The sequence below is a fragment of the Sphingomonas sp. R86520 genome, from assembly GCF_042466285.1.
In the GTDB taxonomy this organism is placed as follows: domain Bacteria; phylum Pseudomonadota; class Alphaproteobacteria; order Sphingomonadales; family Sphingomonadaceae; genus Sphingomonas.
In genome coordinates, this window is sequence record NZ_JAXHBZ010000001.1 from 2,426,580 (window position 1) to 2,449,447 (window position 22,868).

Sequence of the window (22,868 nt, forward strand, 5' to 3'; positions counted from 1 at the left end):
CCACATAGTGGATTGGAGGGGTACGATGTCGATCCATGCGTTCAGGATGCAGCTGAAGCCCGGCGTGGTCGACGAATACCGCAAGCGCCACGATGACATCTGGCCCGAGCTCGCCGCGCTGCTGACCGAGAGCGGCATCCACGACTATTCGATCTTCCTCGACGAGACGACGCTGTCTCTGTTCGCCGTCCTGAAGCTCGCCGAACCGAACACCCGCGACGCCCTGCCCGATCATCCGGTGATGAAGCGCTGGTGGGATCACATGGCGCCGCTGATGGAAGTCGAGGCCGACAACCGACCGAAGGAATGGTCGCTCCCGCTGCTCTTCCACCATGACTGATCGTGCGCGCCTGGTCGCGCTCGCACTCGCCACCGCACTGATACCGGTCACGGCGACGGCGCAGGTCGCGCGCCCGACGCAAAACCTCGCCGCGCCCGTCAGGACATTCGGCCGCGTGTCGTACGACGCGCGGTCGCTGATGATCGACGGCAAGCGTCAGGTGATCTGGTCGAGCGAATTCCACCCGTTCCGCCTGCCCAGCCCAGATCTGTGGCGCGACATATTGCAGAAGATGAAGGCGAGCGGGTTCAACACCGTCGCGCTGTATTTCGACTGGGGATATCACAGCCCGAAACAGGGCGTGTACGACTTCACCGGCATCCGCGACGTCGAGCGCGTGCTGGCGATGGCGCAGGAAGAAGGGCTCTACGTCATCACCCGCGCCGGGCCGTATGTGAATGCGGAATTGTCGCGCGGCGGTTTTCCAGGCTGGCTGGTCAACCAGAAGGCGCGGGCAAGGACCGACGACCCGGCGTATCTCGCCGCGGTCGACGAGTGGCTCACCCACGTCAACGCGATCATCGCGCGGCATCAGATCAACGGCGATGGCAAGGGCCATAGCGGCAGCGTCATCCTCCACCAGATCGAGAACGAACTGGCGCTGACCACGCCTGCGCAGCGCCGCTACATGGACCACCTCTACGCCAAGGCCCGCGCCGACGGCATCACCGTGCCGCTGTTCCACAACGACCAGGGCCGCAATGGTTACTGGGTGCCCGAATCCTCGACCGTCGCGAACGTCGTGAAGGGACCGGGCGACCTGTACGCGTTCGACGGCTATCCCGGCGGCACCTGCACCGTCGCGGGCAAGCCGACGCGCGGCGTCGCGGCGCCCGACTGGGGGTTCTATGGTCCCGGCGGTGCAAAGGGCGGCGCGTCCGCCTCGCCCGATACGCCGGCCTTCCTCGCCGAGTTCGGTGGCGGCTGGTTCGATTACTGGGGCTCGAACGGCGGCTACGAATGCAACGCCGTCCAGCGCGGCAAGCGGTTCCAACGCGTGTTCTACGGCACCAACCTCGCCAACGGCATCGACATCCAGAGCTTCTACATGGGCTATGGCGGCACCAGCTGGGGCTGGCTCCCCGCCCCGGTCGTGTTCACGAGCTACGACTACGGCTCCGCGATCTCCGAAGCACGCGAGCTTAGGAGCAAGGCGGAGGAGATGAAACAGCTCGGTGGGCTGATCGCCGCGGTGCCGGACCTCGCGGGCATGGTCCCAGCCACCCCGGTGCAGGTGTCGTCGCCGAACGTGCAGGCGTATCACAACCGCAGCCCGGAGAGCGATGCGCGCTTCCTGATGGTGACGCACAAGCCGTCCAACGGCCAGACCGACGACCGCTTCACGATCACCGCCGACCTGCCCGACGGGCGCTACACCTTCCCGCAGACCGAACCCATGCGGCTGAACGGGTTCGACGCGAAATGGCTGGTCGCGGGCGTGAATGTCGGCGGGCAACGGCTCGTCTATTCGACGTCCGAACTGCAGACCGCGCTGACGATCGATCGCGGCGACGTGATGCTGCTCTATGGTCGCGCGGGCGAGACCGGCGAAACGGTGCTGCGCTATACGTCCGCGCCGACGGTGACACTGCTCGAAGGCACTGCCACCAGCGCGTTCGACGCAGCGAAGGGCGATCTCCGGCTCGATTATACGCACGCCGGGCGCGCTGTTGTACGGATCACGGGCGGCGGGCGCCTTGCGCTCACGCTGATCCTTGCCGACGAGGCGGAGGCGGTGCGCTATTGGCGCGGCAGCGACGCGGTGCTGGTGCGGGGCCCCGCGTTGCTACGAGCGACCAAGGCAACCGGTGGCACGCTCGCGCTGACCGGTGATACCGCCGAGGCGACGCCGCTCGAACTTTGGGCTCCTGCCGCGCTGCGGTCGGTGCGATGGAACGGGGCGGCGGTCGCTACGAAAGCCACGGCGATCAGCAGCCGAACCACGACGACGGCATTGCCCGGTCCGACCCCTATCGTACTCCCTGCACTCACTGGCTGGCGAACGGCACCGGGGTCTCCCGAAGCAGCACCCGGCTTTGACGACACCAGCTGGCAAGCGATCGACGGACGCGGCAGCGGAACCACCACCGCCAAGCCCGATGGCCAACCGAACCTGACGATGGATTCCTACGGCTTCCACGACGGCGACGTCTGGTATCGCGGGCGCTTCACCGGCACGCCCGACGCGAAGCAGATCGCGCTGTTTTACGGCGCGGGCGGCTCCGGCATGGTTCAAGTCTGGGTCGATGGCCAGTTCGTCGGCCAGAATGAGCTGCCGAGTGGATTGCCGCGGCCGATCACGACCGGGCTCGCACGGTTCGATTTGCCCGCCTCCGCACAGTCGGGCGGCGAGCATGTCGTCAGCGTCATGGTGCGCAACAACGGGCATAATTGGGACCTCGATTCCGACGATTATCACAAGGAAGCGCGCGGGCTGGTTTCCGCATCGATCGAGGCGCCGGGCGGGCGCAGCTTCGGCGTACCGATCGCGTGGAAGATCCAGGGCAAGCTCGGCGGCGAGGACCTCCCCGATCCGGCGCGCGGCCCCGCCAACAACGGCGGCCAATATGGCGAACGGGTCGGCTGGCACCTGCCCGGCTTCGACGACAAGGCCTGGGCCGCAGCGACCATCCCCGCTACCACGGCGACGCCCGGCACGACCTGGTACCGCACACGCTTCGATCTCGCCGTGCCGAAGGGCCAGGACACGACGATCGCCCTCGCATTCGGCGACACGACGACGCCGCGTTCGGTCGCCCGCTACCGTGCGCTGCTGTTCGTCAACGGCTGGAACATGGGGCAATTCATCGCGCATGTCGGTCCGCAGCGCGTGTTCCCGATCCCCGAGGGCATCCTCAACCATCACGGCGCGAACACCGTCGCGCTCGCGGTCACGTCCGACGGCGCGCCCGGCGATGCGATCGAGCAGGTCCGCCTGGTGACGATGCGCAACGTCAGGGGCGGCGTGCCGGTGCGGACGGTCGCAGCCCCCGACCGGCTAGGCACCGCCAAATGATCACGCGCAGAACATTTGGCGCCGGCGCTGGGGCGGCCTGTCTCGCCCGCATCGCACCCGCTGCAAAGGTCCCGAACAGTGCGAGGCCGTGGCCGTATCTGATCGGCGCGGACGTCTCGTGGATTCCCGAGGACGAGTTCGCCGGCGCGACGTATTTCGAGAACGGCGTCACGAAGGACCCGCTCGCAATCCTCCGCGATGCCGGGTTCAACGCGATCAAGCTGCGGCTCTTCGTCTATCCTGCGAAGGGGTATTCGAGCGGCAAGCCGGGCGGGCCGTGGTGCGACCTGCCGCGCACGATCGCGTTCGCCAAGCGGATCAAGGCCGCCGGTTTCCACCTCTCGCTGACACTGCATTATTCGGACACCTGGGCGGACCCGCAGCATCAGGACAAGCCCGCCGCCTGGGCTGCGCTCACGTTCCCCCAACTGGTCGAGGCAGTCCACCGCCATACCGTCGACGCGCTGTCGGCGATGAAGCGCGCGGGGGCCGCCCCCGACCTGGTCGTGATCGGTAACGAGACGACCTTCGGCATGCTCTGGCCCGACGGACGCGTGCCGCTGACGATTCCGACCGGCAATCCGCAGACCGATGCGGTGCACATGAACGTGCCCGGCGCCGGCGGGTACGACCGGTTCGCGATGCTGTTGAAAGCCGGGATTGCAGGCGCGCGCGAAGCGACGCCTGAGGCGCGGGTGGCGGTGCACAATCATCTCGGGCGGCATTGGCCGATCGTCCGCTACTGGATGGACAATCTCCTTAAGCGCGGCGTCAAATTCGATGCCACCGGCTTCTCCTGCTACCAGCAACAGGCGCAGGGCGACTGGGCGCGAACCTTTACCGAGTTCGCCAAAGCCTATCCCGATCACGGCTTTCTCGCGCTCGAATATTCGTCGCGCAAACGCTATTTGAACGACCTCGTCCACGCGCAGCCGCACGGCTGGGGCAGCTTCATCTGGGAGCCGACGCGGCACCAGGAAGCCATCTTCACGCACAACGGCACGCCCGCCGGCGAAGGGCCCAAGCCCGACCTCCTCTCGCAGGGGATCAACGCCGCCGAAGCGCCCGGCGCCGTGACGACACCAACCGCACCGGCGCCACCGAACGGCACGACGCCGTCGAACGGTCATGGCGGCCGCTACGACGCGGACCCCGAATTTCTCACCCTCTATCGGACGATGGCGCGCGACTACGGGCTCAGCCCTGCGCGTCCCAACAGGAGACTATAAGTGGCTGCCCTCACCCATAACGTACCGCGCGCGGACGTGACCGCTGCGATCGCCAAGCTGATGGACAACCTCGTCAACATCAAGGACGAGACCGGCGAGTTCCTGCTCCGCCTCGAAGACGGCCGGGTCATCGACACCAAGGGTTGGGCGGGCTGGGAATGGACCCACGGCGTCGGCCTGTTCGGGATGTGGCGCTATTACGAGCAGACCGGCGACGCAGGCGCGCTGGCGATCATCAAGCAGTGGTTCGAGGATCGCTTCGCCGAGGGCACGCCGACCAAGAACATCAACACCGTCGCGCCGTTCATCACGCTCGCCTATCTCTACGAGCGCGAGCCGGATCCGCGCTATATCCCCTATCTCGACACCTGGGCCGAGTGGCTGATGGCGCCCGACGGGCTGCCCAAGACCGAGGAGGGCGGGTTCCAGCACATCGTCTACAATGACGAGAATCCGGGCGAGATGTGGGACGACACGCTGATGATGTCGGTGTTGCCGCTTGCCAAGATCGGCCTGCTGCTCAACCGCCCGCACTATGTCGAGGAGGCCAAGCGGCAGTTCCTCGTCCATATCAAATACCTGTTCGACAAGAAGACGGGGCTCTGGTTCCACGGCTGGGACTTCAACGGCCGGCATAATTTCGCCGAGGCGCTTTGGGCGCGCGGCAATTGCTGGGTGACGATCGCGATTCCCGAGATCATCGAGATCCTCGACCTGCCAGTGGGCGATGCGTTCCGCACCTTCCTGATCGATACGCTGGCGGCACAGGTCAAGACGCTTGCCGAGACGCAGGACGAGAGCGGCCTGTGGCACACGCTGGTGATGGACCCGACCAGCTATCTCGAGGCGTCGGCGACCGCGGGCTTCGCCTATGGCATCCTGAAGGGCGTCCGCAAGGGTTATCTGCCGCGCCACTACGAGGCGGTCGGGATCAAGGCCGTGCAGGGGGTGCTCGCCAATATCGACGAGGCCGGCGAACTGAAACAGGTCAGCTTCGGCACAGCGATGGGCGACACGCAGCAATTCTACAAGGACATCGCGCTCACCTCGATGCCTTACGGCCAGAGCCTCGCGATGGTCGCGCTCGCCGAGTTCCTGCGGACCTATATCTGACCCTGCGGCGTGCCTTGTTCGCGGCCGCGCTATGGCTCGGGGCGCCAGCCTCGGCCGAGCCGGTCGCACGTCTCGTGTCGTTCGAGCCCGGGGCGGGTCTCGCACTGGCGGACGCGCAAGGCATCGCGCGCGTGGTAACGGCGCCGGGTGACCACGAGGTCGTCCAGATCGCCGCCGCCGACCTGACTAGCGACCTCCGGCGCGTGACCGGTGTCACGACTGCCAACGGCACGCAGATCTGGCTGGGCACGCTCGATTGCAACCCCGCGATCGACCGGCTGGTCCGGCGGGGCGCGCTCGACGTCTCGAAACTGCGCGGCGCGCGGGAGAGCTTCGTGATCGCCACCGTCGCCAACCCCGCACCCGGTATCCCCGCAGCGCTGGTGGTCGTCGGCAGCGATCGTCGCGGGACCGCGTTCGGCGCGTACGAGCTGTCGCGTGCGATCGGCGTGTCGCCGTGGCATTGGTGGGCCGACGCCACGCCCGAGCATCACGCCGCGATTTATGCGGCGACCGGTCTCCACCGCTTCGGGCCGCCCTCGGTCCAGTATCGCGGGATATTCCTCAACGACGAGGATTGGGGGCTGCAACCCTGGGCTGCCGGCACGTTCGAGCCAGAGGCCGGCACGATCGGGCCGAAGACCTATGCCAAACTGTTTGAGCTCATGCTGCGGCTGAAGGCGAACATGGTCTGGCCGGCGATGCACAAGGTCACCGCGCCGTTCAACGCGAACCCCGAGAATGCGCGCCTCGCCGACCGCTATGCGATCGTCATGGGATCGAGCCATGCCGAGCCGATGCTGCGCAACAATGTCGGCGAATGGACGGCGCCGGCGACGGACTTCAACTATGTGACCAACCCCGCCGGCGTGGCCGACTATTGGCGCACGCGCGTCCGGGCGAACGGCCAGTACGAGAGCGTCTGGACGCTCGGGATGCGCGGTATCCACGACAGCGGGATCGTCGGCCCGACCACCGACGATGCGCGCCGATCGTTGCTCGAACGCATATTCACCGACCAGCGCGCGATGCTGGCGCGCGGCGTGAACCGGGATCTGACGCGCGTTCCTCAGGTCTTCACGCCGTACAAGGAAGTCCTCGACGTATATCGCGGCGGACTGAAGGTACCCGACGACGTCACGCTGATGTGGCCCGACGATAATTTCGGCTATATCCGTCACGTCCCCGACGCCGCCGAGCGCGCGCGGGCGGGCGGATCGGGCATCTATTATCACTTGTCCTATCTTGGCGCGCCGCTGTCGTATCTCTGGCTGTCGACCACCCCGCCCGCGCTGATCCGCGAGGAGCTTGGCCGCGCGTGGGATGCGGGGGCGCGGCGGATGTGGGTCGCCAATGTCGGCGACCTCAAGCCCGCCGAACTCGCGACCGATTATTTCCTGCAGCTTGCGTGGGACGTACCGAGCACGCGCGGCAAACCGATCGATACCGTCGTCACGGACTGGGCGGCGGGCACGGTCGGCGCGGATGTCGCGCCGGAGATCGCCGCGATTATGGCCGAGCATCACCGGCTGAACTTCCAGCGCCGGCCCGAGCATCTGCAATGGTGGCTGCCCGGCGAACTCTCGAAGCCGAGCCCGCTTGCCCCTGCCGAGATCGCTACCCGCCTCGCCGCCTTCGACACGCTGCGCACGCGCGTCCGGTCGATCGCGCCGCGCATTGCGCCCGACCGCCGCGACGCGTTCTTCGAACTGATCGACTATCCGGTGACCGCTGCGGCGCTTGCCAACACGCGCGTGTTCGAGGCGGAGGCGCATGATCGCCTGCGCGACACCGATCCGGCTGGTGCGGCAGTGGCGGGCGAACGATCGCGTGCAGCGGACGCTGAAATCACCGCGCTGACGAGCCGCTACAATAGCGAGATCGCCGGCGGGAAGTGGCAGGGGATGATGGCGGTCGAACCTGCCGACGGGCAATGGCGCCGCTATCGCTTGTCCGCTCCGATCCTGCCCGCCCCAGCTTCACCTTCCCAGCGAAGGCCGGGGCCCAGGTTGGATGCGCCTGGTGAGATCGCGCCGCCCTCCGTGACCTCAGTCGTTCCAACTGGGCCCCGGCCTTCGCCGGGGAACCGGGAGGTTTTGCCAACGGCAACGATCGTGATCGAGGCGGAAGAGGCAGAAGGTCCACGCACCGGCTGGCGCGTGGTCGACGGCCTCGGCCGCAACGGCGCGGCGGTAGCGACCAGCGTACCAGCGACGCTGTCGTATACTGTCACGCTCCCGCCCGGTCGCTGGCAGCTCTCAGCGGAAATGTTGCCGACCTACCCGACGATCGAAGGCGCCGACCTCGCGGTATCGGTCGCGATCGACGGCGGGCCGCCCGTACACGTCGGTGTTCCGCGCAAGACCGGCGACAAAGCATGGGCGCTCGCGGTGCTCGACAACCGCCTTGACCTTGCGCTGCCGACACCACTCGCGGCCGGACGGCATAGCGTGTCGATCGGCGTCGACGACCCGGCGATCGTGTTCGACGCCCTGCGCTTCGATCTACTTCCCGCCCCCACTTCATCTCCAGCCAACGCCGGTACCCAAGGACTTTCGCATGGCCACTGATCCGATCGCCGCCCGTCCGGCCCTGCCGCTCGCGCCTGCCCGTCCGGTACGCTGGTATAATCTGCTCGCCTACGGATCGAACGACGTGCTCGGCGCGGGGTCGATGGCGGTCATCAGCACGTGGATCCTGATCTTCTATACCAGCTTCTGCGGACTGTCCGCGGCGCAGGCGACGATCATCTTCGGCGTCGCGCGCGTGCTCGATGCGTTCACCAGCCCGACGATCGGCCACCTGTCGGACAATCTCGGGCGGAGCTGGCTGGGGCGCAAGTTCGGACGGCGGCGGTTCTTCATTCTCGCCGCGATCCCGCTGCTGCCGTCGTTCGCGATCATGTGGGTCGCGGGCCAGGGCTTCTGGTACTACCTCGTGACGTACGTGCTGTTCGAGATGGTCTATGCGATGGAGATCATCCCGTATGAGACGCTCGCGTCGGAGATGGCGACCGACTACCGGACCAAGGCTAAGTTCGCCGGCGCACGTATCCTGTGCGGCCAGTGCTCGGCGATCGCGGCGGCGTTCCTGCCGGGCTGGCTGATCGCGTATCTCGGCCCGGATTCGCCCGACACGTATCTGTATATGGGCATGATCTTCTCGGTGCTGTTCATGGGCGCCGCGGGTCTGCTGTACGCGTTCAGCTGGGAGCGGCAGCGGCCGGAAGGGCTCGACGAGGTGCAGGCGGTCGAGAAGGCGTCGCTCGGCGCGGCGTTCAAGGCGCTGTACCGCAATCTGTTCTCGACGCTGCGGATCCGCGCATTCCGCCTGCATCTCGGCATGTATCTGGGCGGCTATATCAGCCAGGATATCTACAACGCCGCATTCACCTATTTCGTGATCTTCGCGCTCGCGGGATCGACCGCGATCGTCGCGAACCTGGTCGGCGTTACGTACATCGTCCAACTTGTCGCAGTGGTGCTGGCGATCAACTTCGCGCTGCGGCTGTCCCCGGCTGCCGCCTACCGGTTCGCGGCGCTGAGCTTCGCAATCGGGGTGGTGATCTTCCTCGCGATGTACGCGGCGGGCTATACCGCGACGTCGGCGCTGTTCTGGCTGCCGGTGGTGTTCGCCGGGCTCGGTCGCGGCGCGCTGAACTACATCCCGTGGGCGACCTACAACTACATGGCCGACGTCGACGAGATCGTCACCGGGCGCCGTCGCGAGGGCGCGTTCGCCGGCGTGATGACGTTCGTGCGGAAGATGAGCCAGGCGCTGGCCGTCATCCTCGTCGGGCAGGTGATGCAGGCTTCCGGCTTTGTGTCGAAGGCGACCGAACAGAGCCCGCAGGCGATCTACGCGATCGTCGCGGTGCTGGGTGCCGGGACGATCGCGATGCTGGTGTTCGGCGTGCTCGTGTCGACGCGGTTCCGCCTGACGCCCGCCACGCATGCGATCCTGCTCGAGGAGATCGAGCATCTGCGGCGCGGCGAGCGGACGCCGTCGACGCCGGAGAATGCGCGCGTGGTCGAGGATCTGTCGGGCTGGTCCTACGACGAGCTCTGGGGCAACAACCCGGTCGCGGCGGCGGGCACGCGGTGATGCTGCGCGTTGCCCGCGGGCTGCTGCAGGGACCGGAGGGTCCTTGCGACGAGTCACGACGCTTAGGGCGTGCGCGCCGCTAGCCGAGAAAGCCGACCTGCCGGAGCCAGGCTGCGCACAGCGTCGGCCAGATCGAGACGGGCAGACCCGGCGTATCGAGCGCGAAACCATGCGGCGCGTCGGCGAAGACGTGCAGTTCCGCCGCGCCCCCGGCGACCTGCCATGCCGCATGGAGACGGCGCGCGTTCTCGACCGGGACGACGGGATCGTTGCCGGCATAGACGATGAACGCGGGTGGCGGCGACGGCAGCACGTGCGCATCGGGTTGCAGCCGGTCGTACATCGCCTGTTTCTCGACCGGCGGCAGCGGCGGCTTGTCGGGGACGACCGTCCGCCCCGCCGCATTGGTGGAGATCGGGGCATACCCCATCACCAGAATATCGGGCCGCGTCGGCACGTCGGGATGACGCGATACCGGCGCCGTCCATTCATCCGGATACGCCGCGGCGAGGCAGGCGGCGAGATGACCGCCCGACGACAGCCCGACCACGCCCAGCCCTGCCGGCGCTAGCTCGCTGGCACGGATCATCCGCATAGCCTCGCGCGCATCATCGAGCGGTGCGGCGATGCCGTTGGCGGCGTTGGGGAAGCGATGGATCAGGACGAACGCGTGATAGCCGAGTCCCGTCAGCCAGGCGGCGACCTGCACCCCTTCCCTGCCCGCCATCAACGCGGTGTACCCGCCGCCACCGAGTACCAGCATCGCGCGGCCGTTGGGTTCATCGGCACGGAACCCAAGCAGGACCGGCGCGTCTACCGCGGTGACGACGGCATTTTCCGGCGCGGCCGACGGATCCTCGAACGTCACCGCCGGCGCACTCGCCCATAGCGGCCAAACGGTATGGGCACCCAGCATCGTCAGCATCCCGGCTTAGTGTTGTCGAATGACGAAGGGCCCGGCGTACAGGGATGCGCCGGGCAGGTCTTGCAATCGATTCCGGTAGCGTCGCGCATCACCACCTGCCGGCCGACGAACGCACGACGATCAGAGGGCCGATCCGGGTCATCCGGCGCTCACTACTGCGATGCTGTTGCCGTAGCCGATCACCACGGTCGCGATCAGCAGCAGTGCGACGCCCGACCATACGACCGCCTTGATCCGTCCGCCGGCCGCCTTCCACTCGCGGAACGCAAAGCCCCACAGCGTGCCGAAGATGATGATGCTCGCCATGTGCAGCGTCCAGCTCGAGAAGCCGAGGCGCCCCATCTGGCTTTCGCCCATCGTGTAGAAGAAGAACTGGAAATACCACGTCACCCCGGCGAGTGCGCTCAGTGCGTAGTTGCGCAGCAGCGGCGGACGGTCATCGGCCCGCCCTCGGCCCAGCCATTGCGCGGCGCTTCGGTTGCGCACGATCAACCATGCGCACCAGGCGCCGTTGGTGACGAGCCCACCGGCCATGATCAGGCACAACACGGGAAGTCCGGTCCACAGTGGCCCAGTCCCCGCGGTCGCCGATAGCGCCTTGATCGGTTCGCCCGCGGCCAGCCCGAACGCGAAGCACGCGGACATGATGCCCGCGCCGATCGCGACGACGATGCCCTTGCGGAAGTCGAACTCGGCGACGACCGCCAGCTTCTGCTCCGGCGTCAGCAGCGCATCCTTCATCGCGCCCGCGATCGCGACGACGACGATCCCGGCCAGCGTCAAGCCGATCCCCGCGAGCACGATGCTGCCGGACGTCGTCGCGAGCAGCTTTTTATGAAAGTTGCCGGCGAAGGCGGGCGGGATCAGCGTGCCGAACACGGTGCACAATCCGAGCACGACCGCCATGCCGAGCGACAGACCGAGATAACGCATGACGAGCCCGTAGCCGAGCCCGCCGAACCCCCAGAGCACACCGAAGACGATCGGCCACCAGAACGCGTCCGACGGCGCTCGACCGAGTACGCCGAGCAGGTCGTGGGTCTGCAGGCTGGCGAAGAACCACGGCGCGAACAGCCACGATACGACGCCACCGGTCAGCCAGTAGATCTCCCACGACCAGCGCTTCACCCCGCGATAGGGGACGTAGAAGCTGGCCGATGCGAGCCCGCCAAGCCAGTGATACAAAACGCCGAGCAGCGGGTTCATAGGTTCAGCCCCAATCGGTAGATCCGGTTTGCGTTGCGCCCGAACAGCGCGCGGCGTTCGTCTTCGGCGAAGTCGGCGACCAGCGCGTGATAGGTCTCGAGATAGCGGTCGATCGGCGCGAACAGCGTGTCGGTCGGGGCATCGCTGGCGAACAGGCAGCGATCGGTGCCGAACAGGTCGATCGCTTCGAGCAGGAACGGGCGTACCATTTCCGGGGTCCAGTCGCGCGCAACGAAGCCGAGCCCCGACAGCTTGATCGCGACATGCGGCAAGGCAGCGAGCGCGCGAAGGCCGTCGCGCCATTCGGCGATGCCGTCGGGATCGCTGAGCACCGGCATGCCGAGATGGTTGATGATGACCGGAACGCCGGGGTGGCGCGCGATCAGCGGCGCAAGGCCGGGCATCTGCGGCGGATAGCATTGCAGGTCGAATGAGAGCGCGTGCGTGCCGAGCGACGCATAGCCCGCCTGCCACCGTGCATCCCGCGTCAGATCATGCGGCGTGTAGCTGCGGCGCGGATCGGCGTGCCAGTTGACGATCTGGCGGATGCCACGAACACGGGGAAACGCAGCCTGCGCGGCGAGTTGCGTCTCGACGTCGGGATCGTCCAGCGACGCGTAGGCGACGATTGCGTTCGGCAGGCCGTGTTCGCCGGCGATCCCCTCCAGCCAGCGCGTCTCGTCGAGCGCCTGCGCAGCGTCGGCGCCGGCATCGACATGCACCGCGCCGACGACATTCCACCGCGCGAGCGCCGCGCGGTACTCGGCGATACCGAAGTCGCGCGCGATCGGCTCGACGCTGCCATTGGGGCCGTCATCGGCGAACGGCGGCGACAGCCACGGATAGCGAATGTGGTTCAGGTCCCACAGATGGACGTGCGCATCGACGAACGGGATCATTGCCCTCTCCTGAGATGGTAGAGCCGTACCACCTCGTATCGGGCGGCTTTGGCGGGTGCGGGGCGGCTGTCGTTGTGGGACTTGGGTGCGTAGTTGTCGAAACACCTCCGTCCAAACCGCCGCCCTCTCAAGCCTTCTTCCCTCGAACCTTCCGCTTCGAACCTTCTCCCTGCGAACCCTCCCCCTCAACCTTCCCCGCTCAAACCGTCATCCCAGCGAAAGCTGGGATCTCCCGGTGTGGCGTCCGACATCTGCCTCGATGGAGACCCCAGCTTTCGCTGGGGTGACGGATTGGGAAGCGGGGCTGGAGGTTTGGAGGCGGGGTTGGAGGATTGGGGGGCGGAGGATCGGAGGGCTGGAAGGTTAAAGGGCTGGAGGGTTCGAGGGTTGGAAGATTAGAGGGTTGGAGGGTTGGAGGGTTGGAGGATCGAAGGTTGGGGTTCGGAGAGCCGAAGGATTGCAGGAATTGTGGAGAATTGGAGGGAGCGACGGCCAACTGCTGAAGTCGATGTCCAGCCGGTCCCCTAGAACGTCGTCCGCCCCCCCGACGTGTCGAATGTCGACGCCGTCGTGAAGCTGCACTCCTCCGATGCCATGAAGCACACCATCGCGGTCGATTCCGGGATCTCGCCCAGTCGCCCCATCGGGATCTTCGAGCGCATATACTCGACCTGGCTCGCCGGAAGCTGTTCGAGGATCGGGCTCTCGAACGTCGCCGGGGTCAACGCATTGGCGATGATGCCCTTGCCCGCGAGTTCCTTGCCGAGACTCTTGGTCAGGCCGATCACGGCCGCCTTGGTCGCCGAATAGGCGGACGCATTGGGGTTGCCCTCCTTGCCCGCCACCGACGAGACGTTGACGATCCGGCCATAGCCGTTGGCCAGCATCAACGGCACGACCGTCCGGCAGCAATAGAACAGCCCGTTCAGATTGATGTCGACGACCCGCTTCCAGCTGTCGAGCGGATATTCGTGGACCGGCGCGGTAGCCCCCGTGATCCCCGCCGAACAGATCAGGATATCGACCTTGCCGAGCACGGCCGCGCTCTCGGCCGCCGCCGCGACGACCGCATCGACGTCGGACACGTCGAGCGCGACGACATGCGCCGCACCGACCTCGTCCTTCGCCACCGCGAGCTTGGCAGCGTCGAGATCCCACAGCACGACGCTGCCGCCCTCCGCGACGATCCGCCTGGCGACATCCTTGCCGAGCCCCGATGCGCCGCCGGTGACGATCGCGCAGCGACCGGCAAACCGCCCCCCATAGATGGTCATGCGATCGACCCTTCACCCAGATGGCGCCATTCGACGACCGACTGGCGCTGCGTGCCGAGCCCGGCAATGCCGAGTTCCATCACGTCGCCGGCCTTCAGATAGATCGATTCCGGCTTCTTGCCCTCGCCGACGCCCGGCGGCGTGCCGGTGATCAGCAGGTCGCCGGGGTACAGCGTGATGTATTCGCTGACGTACGCGATCAGCTGTTTCAGGTTGAAGATCATCGTCTTCGTATTGCCGGTCTGCATCCGCGCGCCGTTGACGTCGAGGTGCATGTCGAGGTCCTGCGCGTCGCCGATCTCGTCGGGCGTGACCAGCCACGGGCCGACCGGACAGAAGGTGTCGTGGCCCTTGCCCTTGCTCCACTGCGACCCGCGCTGCTTCTGGTTGAAACGCTCGGAGACGTCGTTGGCGAGGACATAGCCCGCGACCTTGTCGAGCGCCTCGTCTTCCGAGACGTAGCGGCAGGTCTTGCCGATGATCACGCCGAGCTCGACCTCCCAGTCGCCATGCGTCGATCCGCGCGGCAACACGACGTCGTCATTGGGGCCGCTGAGGCTCGACACCGCCTTCATGAACATCATCGGCTCGGTCGGGATCGGCAGGCCGGACTCGATTGCGTGGTCACGGTAGTTGAGGCCGATCGCGACGATCTTGCCGACGCCCTTGATCGGCACACCGTAGCGCGGCGTACCGTCGACGACCGGCAGCGACGCGGGATCGGCGGCGAGCGCGGCCGCCAGCGTGTCGACCGTGAGGTCGTCGATCAGGCCCGAAAGATCGCGGATCGCACCGTCGGCATCGACGATGCCGGGCTTTTCCTGGCCGGGTTGGCCGTAGCGGCAGAGCTTCATGAGGGGTCTTTCCGAAAGAGAAAATGGATCAATGCGTGTAGGGGCGGTGCATCGCGATCTCGGGGTTGAGCGTGACGCCGAACCCCGGCGCATCGAGCGCACTCGCCTTCAACCGGCCGTTCTGCGGGACGGGCTCGCCGAGCAATTGCGGATGGAACATCGGCACCACCTCGGTCGGTCCCGGATGCATCATCAGGAACTCGGCGAACGGCGAATTGTGGCGCGTGATGACGAAGTGATAGCTGTAGACCGACGACCCGTGGGGCACGACCATCTTGCCGTGCGCATCGGCCAGCGCGCTGATCTTGAGCAGTTCGGTGACGCCGCCGCACCAGCCGACGTCCGGCTGGATGATGTCGCAACAGTCCATCTCGAGCAGCATCCGGAAGCCCCATCGCGTCGCTTCATGCTCCCCGGTGGTGACCAGCATGCCCTTGGGCACGTTGCGCTTGAGCTCGGCATAGCCCCAGTAATCGTCGGGGCTGATCGCCTCCTCGATCCACTTCAGGCCGTGCTCGTGGGCCGCGATCGCGAGACGCGTGGCGTAATCGACGTCGAGCGCCATCCAGCAATCGAGCATCAGCCAGAAATCCGGCCCGCATTTTTCTCGCATGTCCGCGATCATCGCGATGTTCTTCTTCATCCCCTCAGCGCCCTCGGCGGGACCGTGGTGGAGCGGCATCTTGCCACCGATGAAGCCGAGCTCCTTGGCGATGTCGGGCCGCGCGCCGGTCGCGTAGAATTGCAGTTCGTCGCGGACCGCACCGCCGAGCAGGTGATAGACCGGCTCCTGCCGCAGCTTGCCGAGCAGATCCCACAGCGCCAGATCGACGCCGGAGATCGCGTTCACGACCAGCCCCTTGCGACCGTAATATTGCGTCGAGAAATACATCTGGTCCCAGATCTTCTCGTACTCGGTCGGTGAGCGCCCTTCGAGGAAGCGTGCGAGGTGCTTCTCGACGATGAACGCTGCGGGTTCACCACCGGTGGTGACTGCGAAGCCGACCGTGCCGTCCTCCGCCTCGATCTCGACCACCAGCGTGCCGAGCACGTTGATGCCGAAGCTCTGGCGCGACTGGCGGTACTCGGGATAGCGGCTCATCGGCGTGGCGATGTGATCGTCGATCCAGTGACCGGCACCCTGGTCGTGGTAATCCGCCCCGCCGCCGCGGACGACGAACGCCCGAACGTGCTTGATCTTCGGCAAAGTCACAATCGCCACGCTCAATGCTCCTCATCCCTGCCCGACAAGACCGGTGTTTCTCATTTTATGGGATGAACGACTACTTGGTGAGAATGCCCCCGTCAAATGCGAACTTGCCAGCAACAACGATTGGCGCGCAAACTTTCCGGTTCGCTCGCGTAATGTTTAATGCTATATGATCAACCGTCTTACAATGTGGAATGCCTCGGAGAGTGGCGCCGCACAGAGGGAGGATTGGAATGAACGGTCTACGTCGTCTGACTTGCGTCCGGAGCAGCGCATCGACGCTCGCGCTGATACTCGCCGGGTTCGCCAGCCCCGGAATTGCGCAGCAAGCCGCCTCTCCTGCCGCTCCCCCGCAAACGCCACAGACGCCACAGAGCGACGAGGCGCAGGCGCCGGATATCGTCGTCACGGGGTTTCGCGCCGCGCTCAGCACCGCGATCAACCAGAAGCGCAACGAGACCGCGGCGATCGACAGCATCGTTGCGGAAGACATCGGCAAGTTTCCCGATTCGAACCTGGCCGAGTCGATGCAGCGGATTCCCGGCGTCGCGCTCGCACGCGGCGATGGTGGCGAAGGCCGGAACATCTCGGTGCGCGGTCTCGGCGCCGCGTTCACCCGCGTCCGCATCAACGGCATGGAAGGCACGTCGCAGACCGGATCGTCCGACATTTACGGCGGCGGCAACAACGGCCGAAGCTTCGATTTCAACGTCTTCCCGACCGAGATCTTCTCATCGCTCGCCGTCCGCAAGACGCCGTCCGCCGATGTCGAGGAAGGCTCGCTTGGCGCAACGGTCGATCTGAACGCGCCGAAGCCGCTGGCCGGCAAACAGGACTTCACGCTGAGTGCGACGGTCCGCGGCGTCTATTCCGAACTGGCCAAGAAGGTGAATCCGCGCGCGTCGCTGCTGGTCGCGAAGAAGTTCGCCGACGGGCGGTTCGGCATCCTCGGCTCGGTCGCCTACCAGGAACGCGACATCCGCGAGGTCGGCTATTCCGCGGTCGATATCCTGTCCGCCAACACCAACGGGCTGTTCTGCTCGCCGGTCGGGTTCGCGCCCGCGACGCCTGCGATCGGCAGCAAGGGCGCCGATGCCGCGAACTGCTATCCCGGTACGCCGCGCACCAGCACGGCGGCAGCGTTCAACACGGTGCTCGCCGCGCGCCGTGCCGACCTGCCCAACACCGCCGGCAGCGGTGCGTTCTTCCCGCGCATACCGCGCTATCTCAATTCGGAGCAGAAGCAGAAGCGGCTCGGTGGCACGCTGAGTTTCCAGTTCCAGCCCGACGCGGCGACCGACATCTCGCTCGACCTGCTCTATTCCCGCTTCCACGTCGTACGCCGCGACAATTACATCGAGGCGATCTCGTTCGGGCGGTCGGCGGCGAACAACGGTCAGCCGGTGACGTCGATCAAGGACGTCCAGCTGACCCCGCAAGGTGGCCTGGTCTACGGCCTGTTCGACGGCGTGGACGTCCGCTCCGAAGGGCTGGTCGACGATTTCACGTCGACGTTCAAGCAAGCCAATCTCAACATCAAGCACGACTTCAATGACAGCTTCGGGATCACCGCGCTGTTCGGGCTCAACCAGGCCAAGTCGTTCGGCAAACAGCGCTTCCAATATTACATGGATGCGATCGACACGCCCAATTTCTCGATCGATTACCGCGACGGCAAGGATACGCCCAAGCTCGGCTTCGGCTTCGACGTGTCCGACCCGACCCGCTTCAACTATGCGCCGGCGCTGGCCGATGGCACGGTGCGCGGCGGCTACAGCTTCCAGGCCCGCCCCTCGACCAATACCAATACCGGGCTGACCGCGGAAACGAACCTGCAGTGGAAGGTTGCCAACGTGCTGACGCTGAAAGCCGGTGGCCAGTACCGCCGCAGCGACTTCACGCTGCGCAACGTCATCCCGTACACCGCCGATACGGTCACGAAGGCGCTCCCGGCCGGTACCACGCTCGCCGCCATCACCCACCAGATCACCGGCGTCGACGAGCTCTGGGGCAATGGCGCGCCCGCGAGCTGGGCGTCGCTCGATCCCGACAAGCTGATCAGCACGTTCAACCTGGACGCGACCCGCTATTGCGGGACCGAATGCGGCGCGCAGTCCAGCCGCGTGCTCGAAGAAGTCTCGTCCGCTTATGCGATGGCCGCGTTCGATCTGGGCGATCGGCTCGGCGGTATCGGCATTCGCGGCGACGCGGGCGTGCGCTACGTGCATACCGACCAGCTGTCGTCGGGCTTCATCTCCGTCGCGCTCGCGGGCTCGCCAACCGGCGTGACCGGTCGGTTCGCCACTGCGAACAAGCGTTACAGCGACTGGCTGCCATCGGGGAATCTGGTGATCGAGCCGATCGACGACCTGCTGTTCCGCTTCTCGGGGGCCAAGGTGCTCGCCCGTCCTGAGCTGGGCGTGCTCACGCCGACCAGCGGCGTCAATGCGGTCACCCGCAACGGCAGCATCCAGAACCCGCAGCTCGATCCGATCCGCGCCAACACCTTCGATGCGGCGATCGAATGGTATTTCCGGCCCGGCGCGCTGCTGTCTGCCGCGTTCTTCTACAAGGACCTGAAAACCTACGTGCAGAGCGTCAACACGCTCGTACCGTTCAGCGATCTCGGCCTGCCGAACGAACTGCTCGCCGGCACCAACACGCTGCCGAGCGAGCTGTTCACGATCACCCAGCCGCTCAACACGCCGGGCGGCCCGCTAAAGGGTGTCGAGGTCAATGCGCAGGTGCCGTTCACCTTCCTGCCGGGGTTCCTCAAGAACTTCGGCGCGCTGGCGAACTTTACGCACGTCACCTCGCGGATCGATTACGTTCTTGCCAGCGTCAACGGCGTGCCGACCGTCACGACCACCGCCAACCTGATCGGCCTGTCGAAGAACACCGCGTCGGGCACGCTCTATTACGAAGACAGCAAGTTCAGCATTCGCGGCACCGCCAACTTCCGCGACGGCTTCATCCGCGGCATCCCCGCCTCGCCGGGCAGCGATCTGCAGGGCAACGACAGCACGCTGTTCGTCGACGCCTCCGCCTCGTTCGCGGTCACGGACAACGTGAAGCTGATCGTCGAAGGCACCAACCTCACCGACGAGCAGAACCGGCTCTACACCGACAGTAACCGCCAGGACACGCTGTTCCAGACGCGGATCGGGCGGACGGTGACGTTCGGCGTCAACTTCAAGCTCTAGGGGCGCCAGCATAGCGCCCGGGATCGCTGCTGCCCCCCGCTAATTCACTATGCGGCGGGCAGTGATCCTTGAAATCTCAAAGACTTGCACCATCTTCCGGTCATCGTAGCAACAACTGGAAGGAGGTGGTCGAATGTCTCATTGTCTCACGCCGCAGATGGCGAACCTTATGAGTGCGACCCCCATTCGTGGAGCGGTCCAGCTCTAAGGACGAAGCCATGACTGGCTGACAATGGAAAGGCCGCCCGGCGACGGGCGGCCTTTTGCATGTCGCGAATGCAGGCGAGCGCTCTGCACGCCAAAAACGGATCGCCGCGGGCGACGATACGAATCAGGTTCCGTTCAAGGCCAACGCTGCCGATCGCAGCGCGAAGATGCGCTCGCAGGCCTCGGCGGGAAGTTCGCCCCACGAGAACGCGGATCGATGCGCAGCGACGTCGCGCCAGATCCGCGCGGCGAGCGCGGTGAGTTGCCCGTCCGAGGGGGATGCCCCGGTCGACACGCACGTGACCAATTCCTCCGGCACGATAAAATGGTCGTTATTGTCCATCACACACCTCCGATGATCGCACTGCTTTGCACCACGTACGTTTCCGTGCCGTGACACACCGCGACGCTCGTCCCGCATACGCGCGCCTTCGCCGCAGATGTCTCCTCGGTCAGGCCTTCAGGACCGTGATGATCGCCTTGTGCAGGTCGTGCTTGCCGTATGGTTTGCGCACGATCACCGTGCCGGCAAGCTCGGGCGTGAGGCCCGCATCGTCGCCGTACCCGCTGGCGAAGAAGAACGGGATCGACGCCGCACGCAGGCGCATCGCCAGTTCCAGGCTCGTCTCTTCTCCGAGATTGATATCGAGGATGGCAAATTCGACGACCTCACGGTTCATGATCTCGGTCGCGCTGTCGATATGCGACGCGGTCAGAACCTGTAGCGCGCCCAAGTCCTCGAGCAGGTTTTCCACTGTCAGCGCGACGATCATGTTGTCTTCGAGCAAAAGCACGCGGCGGCCGTGCAAGGGCTGCGTGATCGGGTCCGACTGCCCCTCCTCCGGCGACGTGCCATGTTCCGGCGAAGGCGCTGCCGGCCGTGCGGCATAGCCGGCAAGGTGCCGCGCCGGGATGAAGAAGTCGGCCTCGAACCCTTCGGGGGGAAACCGCACGACCGCCGTCCCCCGCAGGTCGAAGGGGATGGTACGCTCGACGATGACCGTCCCGAAGCCCACGCGGGTCGGCGGCGATACCGGCGGCCCCCCGATCTCGCGCCACGTCACGAACAGGCCGTCGCCATCGCGGTGGTCGATCACCACTTCGACCGACCCGCTATCCGACAAAGCACCGTATTTCATGCTGTTGGTGACGAGTTCGTGCACCACCAGCGCCATCGACGAGAACGCGCCGGGTCGCAGCAGGATCGGAGGACCGACGATCCGGAACCGGTCGTGTCGATCGGGCATGAACGCCGCGATCTCGGCCTCGAACAACGTCACGAGCGGGGCCGGCGACCAGTTCTGCAACGTGACCTGGTCGTGCGCGCGAGCCAGCGCCTGAACCCTGCCGCCCAGCGCCTCGACATAGCCAGCGGTGGTGATGCCGGGCGTGTCGGTCTGCGTGATCAGGCCGCGTATCAGCGCCAGGATGTTGCGCACGCGGTGATTGAGTTCGGCGATCAACACTTCCTGTTGCTCGGTCGCTCGGTGTCGCTCGCCGACGGTCTGTTCCGACAGTCGCAGGATCGCCTCGATCAGCGCGGTGCGGATGGTTTCCCCGACGCGGCGATCCCGCGCGGTGAACGGCGCGGAACGGTTGCGGATGGTCTGCTTGAACGTCTCGAAGCTCTTGCGGGGGCCGATCCGTGCGCCGTCTCCGCCGCTGACGGACTTGTCGGGATCACCCCCCAGCCGATCGTCTCGATGCGCTCGCGCCGAAACAGCATGACATAGTCGCGCGGCGTGCGGGAAATCGGGATCGCCATCAGCCCGGCGGACGTGTCGCTCACCCCGTGGCCGCCCGTCTCGATCGAGCTGATCGTGTCGGTGTCGAACACGCGGCTCGCCGGCATCGTGTCGAGGTATCGCGTGATCTCCATCAGGTGCGCGTGATCCGGCGTGACGCCGCCGGCATTTAGTTCGCCGCGAAGATACACCGCGACGCCGTCGCAATCGATCACGTCTCCGATCGTGTCGATCAGCCAGTTCGGGTCGGACAACAGCGCGGCATTGCTGGCGACGGTCAGGATCATCCGGTCGGCAAAACTGCGCGCGCGTTCGTCGTCGGCGACCGCGAGCGTGCGCAACCGGCTTTCCAGCGTGAGCGAGAACATCGCGCCGAACAGTTCGGCTGCACTGCGCATGACGAAGCTCGGGATCCGCGGCGTCTCGTGGTGGCAGGCGATCAGCCCCCATAGCCGGCCCTCGACGATGATCGAGATCGACAGCGAGGCACCGACACCCATGTTGCGCAGATATTCGATGTGCATCGGCGACACCGCGCGCGTGATCGCCAGCGACAGGTCGAGCGGCCGCACCGACGCCCCCCTCGGCAGGATCGCGACGGTCGGCGCGTGCACGTCGGCGATGATCCGAAACGGATTGCGAAGGTACAGCGCCCGCGCCTGCACCGGGATATCGGAGGCGGGATAATGAAGCCCCAGCAACGGGTTTGCCGACGACCGTGCCGCTTCGGCGATCACTTCGCCGACGCCATCGTCGTGAAAGCGGTAGATCATCGCCCGGTCGAATCCGGTGATCGCGCGAACCTGTCGCACGGCATCGCGAAGAAGCGCCGGCATCGTCGCCTGCGCCTGCAACCGTACCATCATCGATCGCACCAGCGTGGCGGCTTCGGTGGGTTGATCCGGCCCGCAGGGTTCTCCCTCGATGATCAGCACGTCGCCCGCGTAATGCAGCGCCAGATCGAACAGACGCCGATCCGTCGTCAGCCTGACGCCGTACAGCCGCTCCGTACCGCTGTCGCCGGTCAGCCCGGCCAGCCGATTGCGCACGTCGTGCAGCGCCGCCTGCGCGATCAACCGATCCGCCGTCATGCCGATCGCGTCGGCAGCCTCGGTCCCGAGAAACGCGCTGAGGTTGGCCGACGCGCGCACGATCGTCCAATCGTTCGCCAGACCGATCAGAAAGCCGAAGCTCTGGATATGATCGAGGAACGCAATCGGTTCGCGCGCGCACTGGTCGAGATCGATCGAAGCGACATTATCGCGCATTGGCATGGCCTTAACCCAAGACAAGGCGTCCACCGGCATGGGCTACCACCGAATGAAAGTAGCGCTACGCTTACTTACTGGTAAATCATAAGCCGCAACGACCTGTCGCATCATTATTATCGGCGCGTCAACTATTCACACGAGGTACTTAATTCTTATTTTACGGTGCCATAGTCTGAATACTGATATACTATATTAATCTATGCGATAACAATTTCGGAACCGAGCCCATTATTCTCCTCCGGAGGACATGGGTGCCGAAAAAAATACCGGGA

15 protein-coding genes and 1 pseudogene are annotated in these 22,868 nt (G+C 65.8%); 7 read left to right on the forward strand and 9 right to left on the reverse strand.

What is annotated here, in order from left to right; all coding sequences use genetic code 11:
- Window positions 1-25: 25 nt before the first annotated feature.
- The 6 genes from SJY41_RS11065 to SJY41_RS11090 are packed head-to-tail and all read left to right on the forward strand — an operon-like array spanning window position 26 to window position 9,802.
- A complete protein-coding gene (locus SJY41_RS11065) occupies window positions 26-340 on the forward strand; it encodes an L-rhamnose mutarotase (RefSeq protein ID WP_380781677.1) in 315 nt (104 codons plus the stop codon).
- Window positions 333-3,356 carry a beta-galactosidase gene (locus tag SJY41_RS11070; RefSeq protein ID WP_380781679.1) on the forward strand — a complete coding sequence of 1,008 codons (3,024 nt, stop codon included), beginning with the start codon at window positions 333-335 and terminating at the stop codon, window positions 3,354-3,356. Before SJY41_RS11065 ends, SJY41_RS11070 begins: the two co-directional genes overlap by 8 nt.
- A complete protein-coding gene (locus tag SJY41_RS11075) occupies window positions 3,353-4,585 on the forward strand; it encodes a glycosyl hydrolase 53 family protein (protein WP_380781681.1) in 1,233 nt (410 codons plus the stop codon). Before SJY41_RS11070 ends, SJY41_RS11075 begins: the two co-directional genes overlap by 4 nt.
- Window positions 4,586-5,698 (forward strand): glycoside hydrolase family 105 protein, encoded by a 1,113-nt coding sequence (locus SJY41_RS11080; protein WP_136190903.1) that lies wholly within the window; start codon window positions 4,586-4,588, stop codon window positions 5,696-5,698.
- A gap of 14 nt (window positions 5,699-5,712) precedes the next feature.
- Window positions 5,713-8,268, forward strand: a complete 2,556-nt coding sequence (locus tag SJY41_RS11085) for a glycosyl hydrolase 115 family protein (RefSeq protein WP_380781683.1) — start codon at window positions 5,713-5,715, stop codon at window positions 8,266-8,268.
- Window positions 8,258-9,802 (forward strand): MFS transporter, encoded by a 1,545-nt coding sequence (locus SJY41_RS11090; RefSeq protein ID WP_380781685.1) that lies wholly within the window; start codon window positions 8,258-8,260, stop codon window positions 9,800-9,802. The genes SJY41_RS11085 and SJY41_RS11090 overlap by 11 nt, the downstream gene beginning before the upstream one ends.
- A 79-nt stretch (window positions 9,803-9,881) precedes the next feature.
- On the opposite strand, the gene SJY41_RS11095 is transcribed toward SJY41_RS11090, so the two are convergent.
- The 6 genes from SJY41_RS11095 to rhmD form a co-directional block, all read right to left on the reverse strand.
- Window positions 9,882-10,718 (reverse strand): alpha/beta hydrolase, encoded by an 837-nt coding sequence (locus tag SJY41_RS11095; RefSeq protein WP_380781686.1) that lies wholly within the window; start codon window positions 10,716-10,718, stop codon window positions 9,882-9,884.
- Between the two features lie 147 nt (window positions 10,719-10,865).
- On the reverse strand, window positions 10,866-11,933 hold the full coding sequence (gene rhaT / locus SJY41_RS11100) for an L-rhamnose/proton symporter RhaT (protein ID WP_380781688.1): 1,068 nt from the start codon (window positions 11,931-11,933) through the stop codon (window positions 10,866-10,868).
- Entirely contained in the window at window positions 11,930-12,832 is a 903-nt protein-coding gene (locus SJY41_RS11105; RefSeq protein WP_380781690.1) for an amidohydrolase family protein, read from the reverse strand. The genes rhaT and SJY41_RS11105 overlap by 4 nt, the downstream gene beginning before the upstream one ends.
- Window positions 12,833-13,356: 524 nt before the next feature.
- Entirely contained in the window at window positions 13,357-14,106 is a 750-nt protein-coding gene (locus SJY41_RS11110) for an SDR family NAD(P)-dependent oxidoreductase (protein ID WP_380781691.1), read from the reverse strand.
- The gene (locus tag SJY41_RS11115; RefSeq protein ID WP_380781693.1) at window positions 14,103-14,960 is read right to left on the reverse strand and encodes a fumarylacetoacetate hydrolase family protein; all 858 of its coding nucleotides are present in this window, start codon (window positions 14,958-14,960) and stop codon (window positions 14,103-14,105) included. Before SJY41_RS11115 ends, SJY41_RS11110 begins: the two co-directional genes overlap by 4 nt.
- 28 nt (window positions 14,961-14,988) lie before the next feature.
- Window positions 14,989-16,173: an L-rhamnonate dehydratase gene (rhmD, locus tag SJY41_RS11120; RefSeq protein WP_380784116.1), complete on the reverse strand. Its 1,185-nt coding sequence runs from the start codon at window positions 16,171-16,173 to the stop codon at window positions 14,989-14,991.
- A 230-nt stretch (window positions 16,174-16,403) separates the two neighbouring features.
- Here rhmD and SJY41_RS11125 point away from each other — a divergent pair, with 230 nt between their 5' ends.
- A complete protein-coding gene (locus SJY41_RS11125; RefSeq protein ID WP_380781695.1) occupies window positions 16,404-19,373 on the forward strand; it encodes a TonB-dependent receptor in 2,970 nt (989 codons plus the stop codon).
- A gap of 331 nt (window positions 19,374-19,704) precedes the next feature.
- Here the strand turns inward: SJY41_RS11125 and SJY41_RS11130 are convergent, their stop codons facing one another.
- The 3 genes and pseudogenes from SJY41_RS11130 to SJY41_RS11140 all read right to left on the reverse strand — a co-directional run.
- A complete protein-coding gene (locus SJY41_RS11130; protein WP_380781697.1) occupies window positions 19,705-19,923 on the reverse strand; it encodes a hypothetical protein in 219 nt (72 codons plus the stop codon).
- A gap of 109 nt (window positions 19,924-20,032) precedes the next feature.
- Window positions 20,033-21,046 (reverse strand): HWE histidine kinase domain-containing protein, encoded by a 1,014-nt coding sequence (locus SJY41_RS11135; protein ID WP_380784117.1) that lies wholly within the window; start codon window positions 21,044-21,046, stop codon window positions 20,033-20,035.
- Between the two features lie 111 nt (window positions 21,047-21,157).
- Window positions 21,158-22,632, reverse strand: a pseudogene (locus tag SJY41_RS11140) (GAF domain-containing protein); the annotation flags it as partial.
- Window positions 22,633-22,868: the final 236 nt, after the last annotated feature.

Excerpts from the sequence above, each read along its gene's own strand:
- SJY41_RS11065 (WP_380781677.1), top strand. The coding sequence starts at position 26 with ATGTCGATCCATGCGTTCAGGATGCAGCTGAAGCCCGGCGTGGTCGAC.
- SJY41_RS11070 (WP_380781679.1), top strand. The coding sequence starts at position 333 with ATGACTGATCGTGCGCGCCTGGTCGCGCTCGCACTCGCCACCGCACTG.
- SJY41_RS11075 (WP_380781681.1), top strand. The coding sequence starts at position 3,353 with ATGATCACGCGCAGAACATTTGGCGCCGGCGCTGGGGCGGCCTGTCTC.
- SJY41_RS11090 (WP_380781685.1), top strand. The coding sequence starts at position 8,258 with ATGGCCACTGATCCGATCGCCGCCCGTCCGGCCCTGCCGCTCGCGCCT.
- SJY41_RS11095 (WP_380781686.1), bottom strand. The coding sequence starts at position 10,718 with ATGCTGGGTGCCCATACCGTTTGGCCGCTATGGGCGAGTGCGCCGGCG.
- rhaT (WP_380781688.1), bottom strand. The coding sequence starts at position 11,933 with ATGAACCCGCTGCTCGGCGTTTTGTATCACTGGCTTGGCGGGCTCGCA.
- SJY41_RS11105 (WP_380781690.1), bottom strand. The coding sequence starts at position 12,832 with ATGATCCCGTTCGTCGATGCGCACGTCCATCTGTGGGACCTGAACCAC.
- SJY41_RS11110 (WP_380781691.1), bottom strand. The coding sequence starts at position 14,106 with ATGACCATCTATGGGGGGCGGTTTGCCGGTCGCTGCGCGATCGTCACC.
- SJY41_RS11115 (WP_380781693.1), bottom strand. The coding sequence starts at position 14,960 with ATGAAGCTCTGCCGCTACGGCCAACCCGGCCAGGAAAAGCCCGGCATC.
- SJY41_RS11125 (WP_380781695.1), top strand. The coding sequence starts at position 16,404 with ATGAACGGTCTACGTCGTCTGACTTGCGTCCGGAGCAGCGCATCGACG.
- SJY41_RS11130 (WP_380781697.1), bottom strand. The coding sequence starts at position 19,923 with ATGGACAATAACGACCATTTTATCGTGCCGGAGGAATTGGTCACGTGC.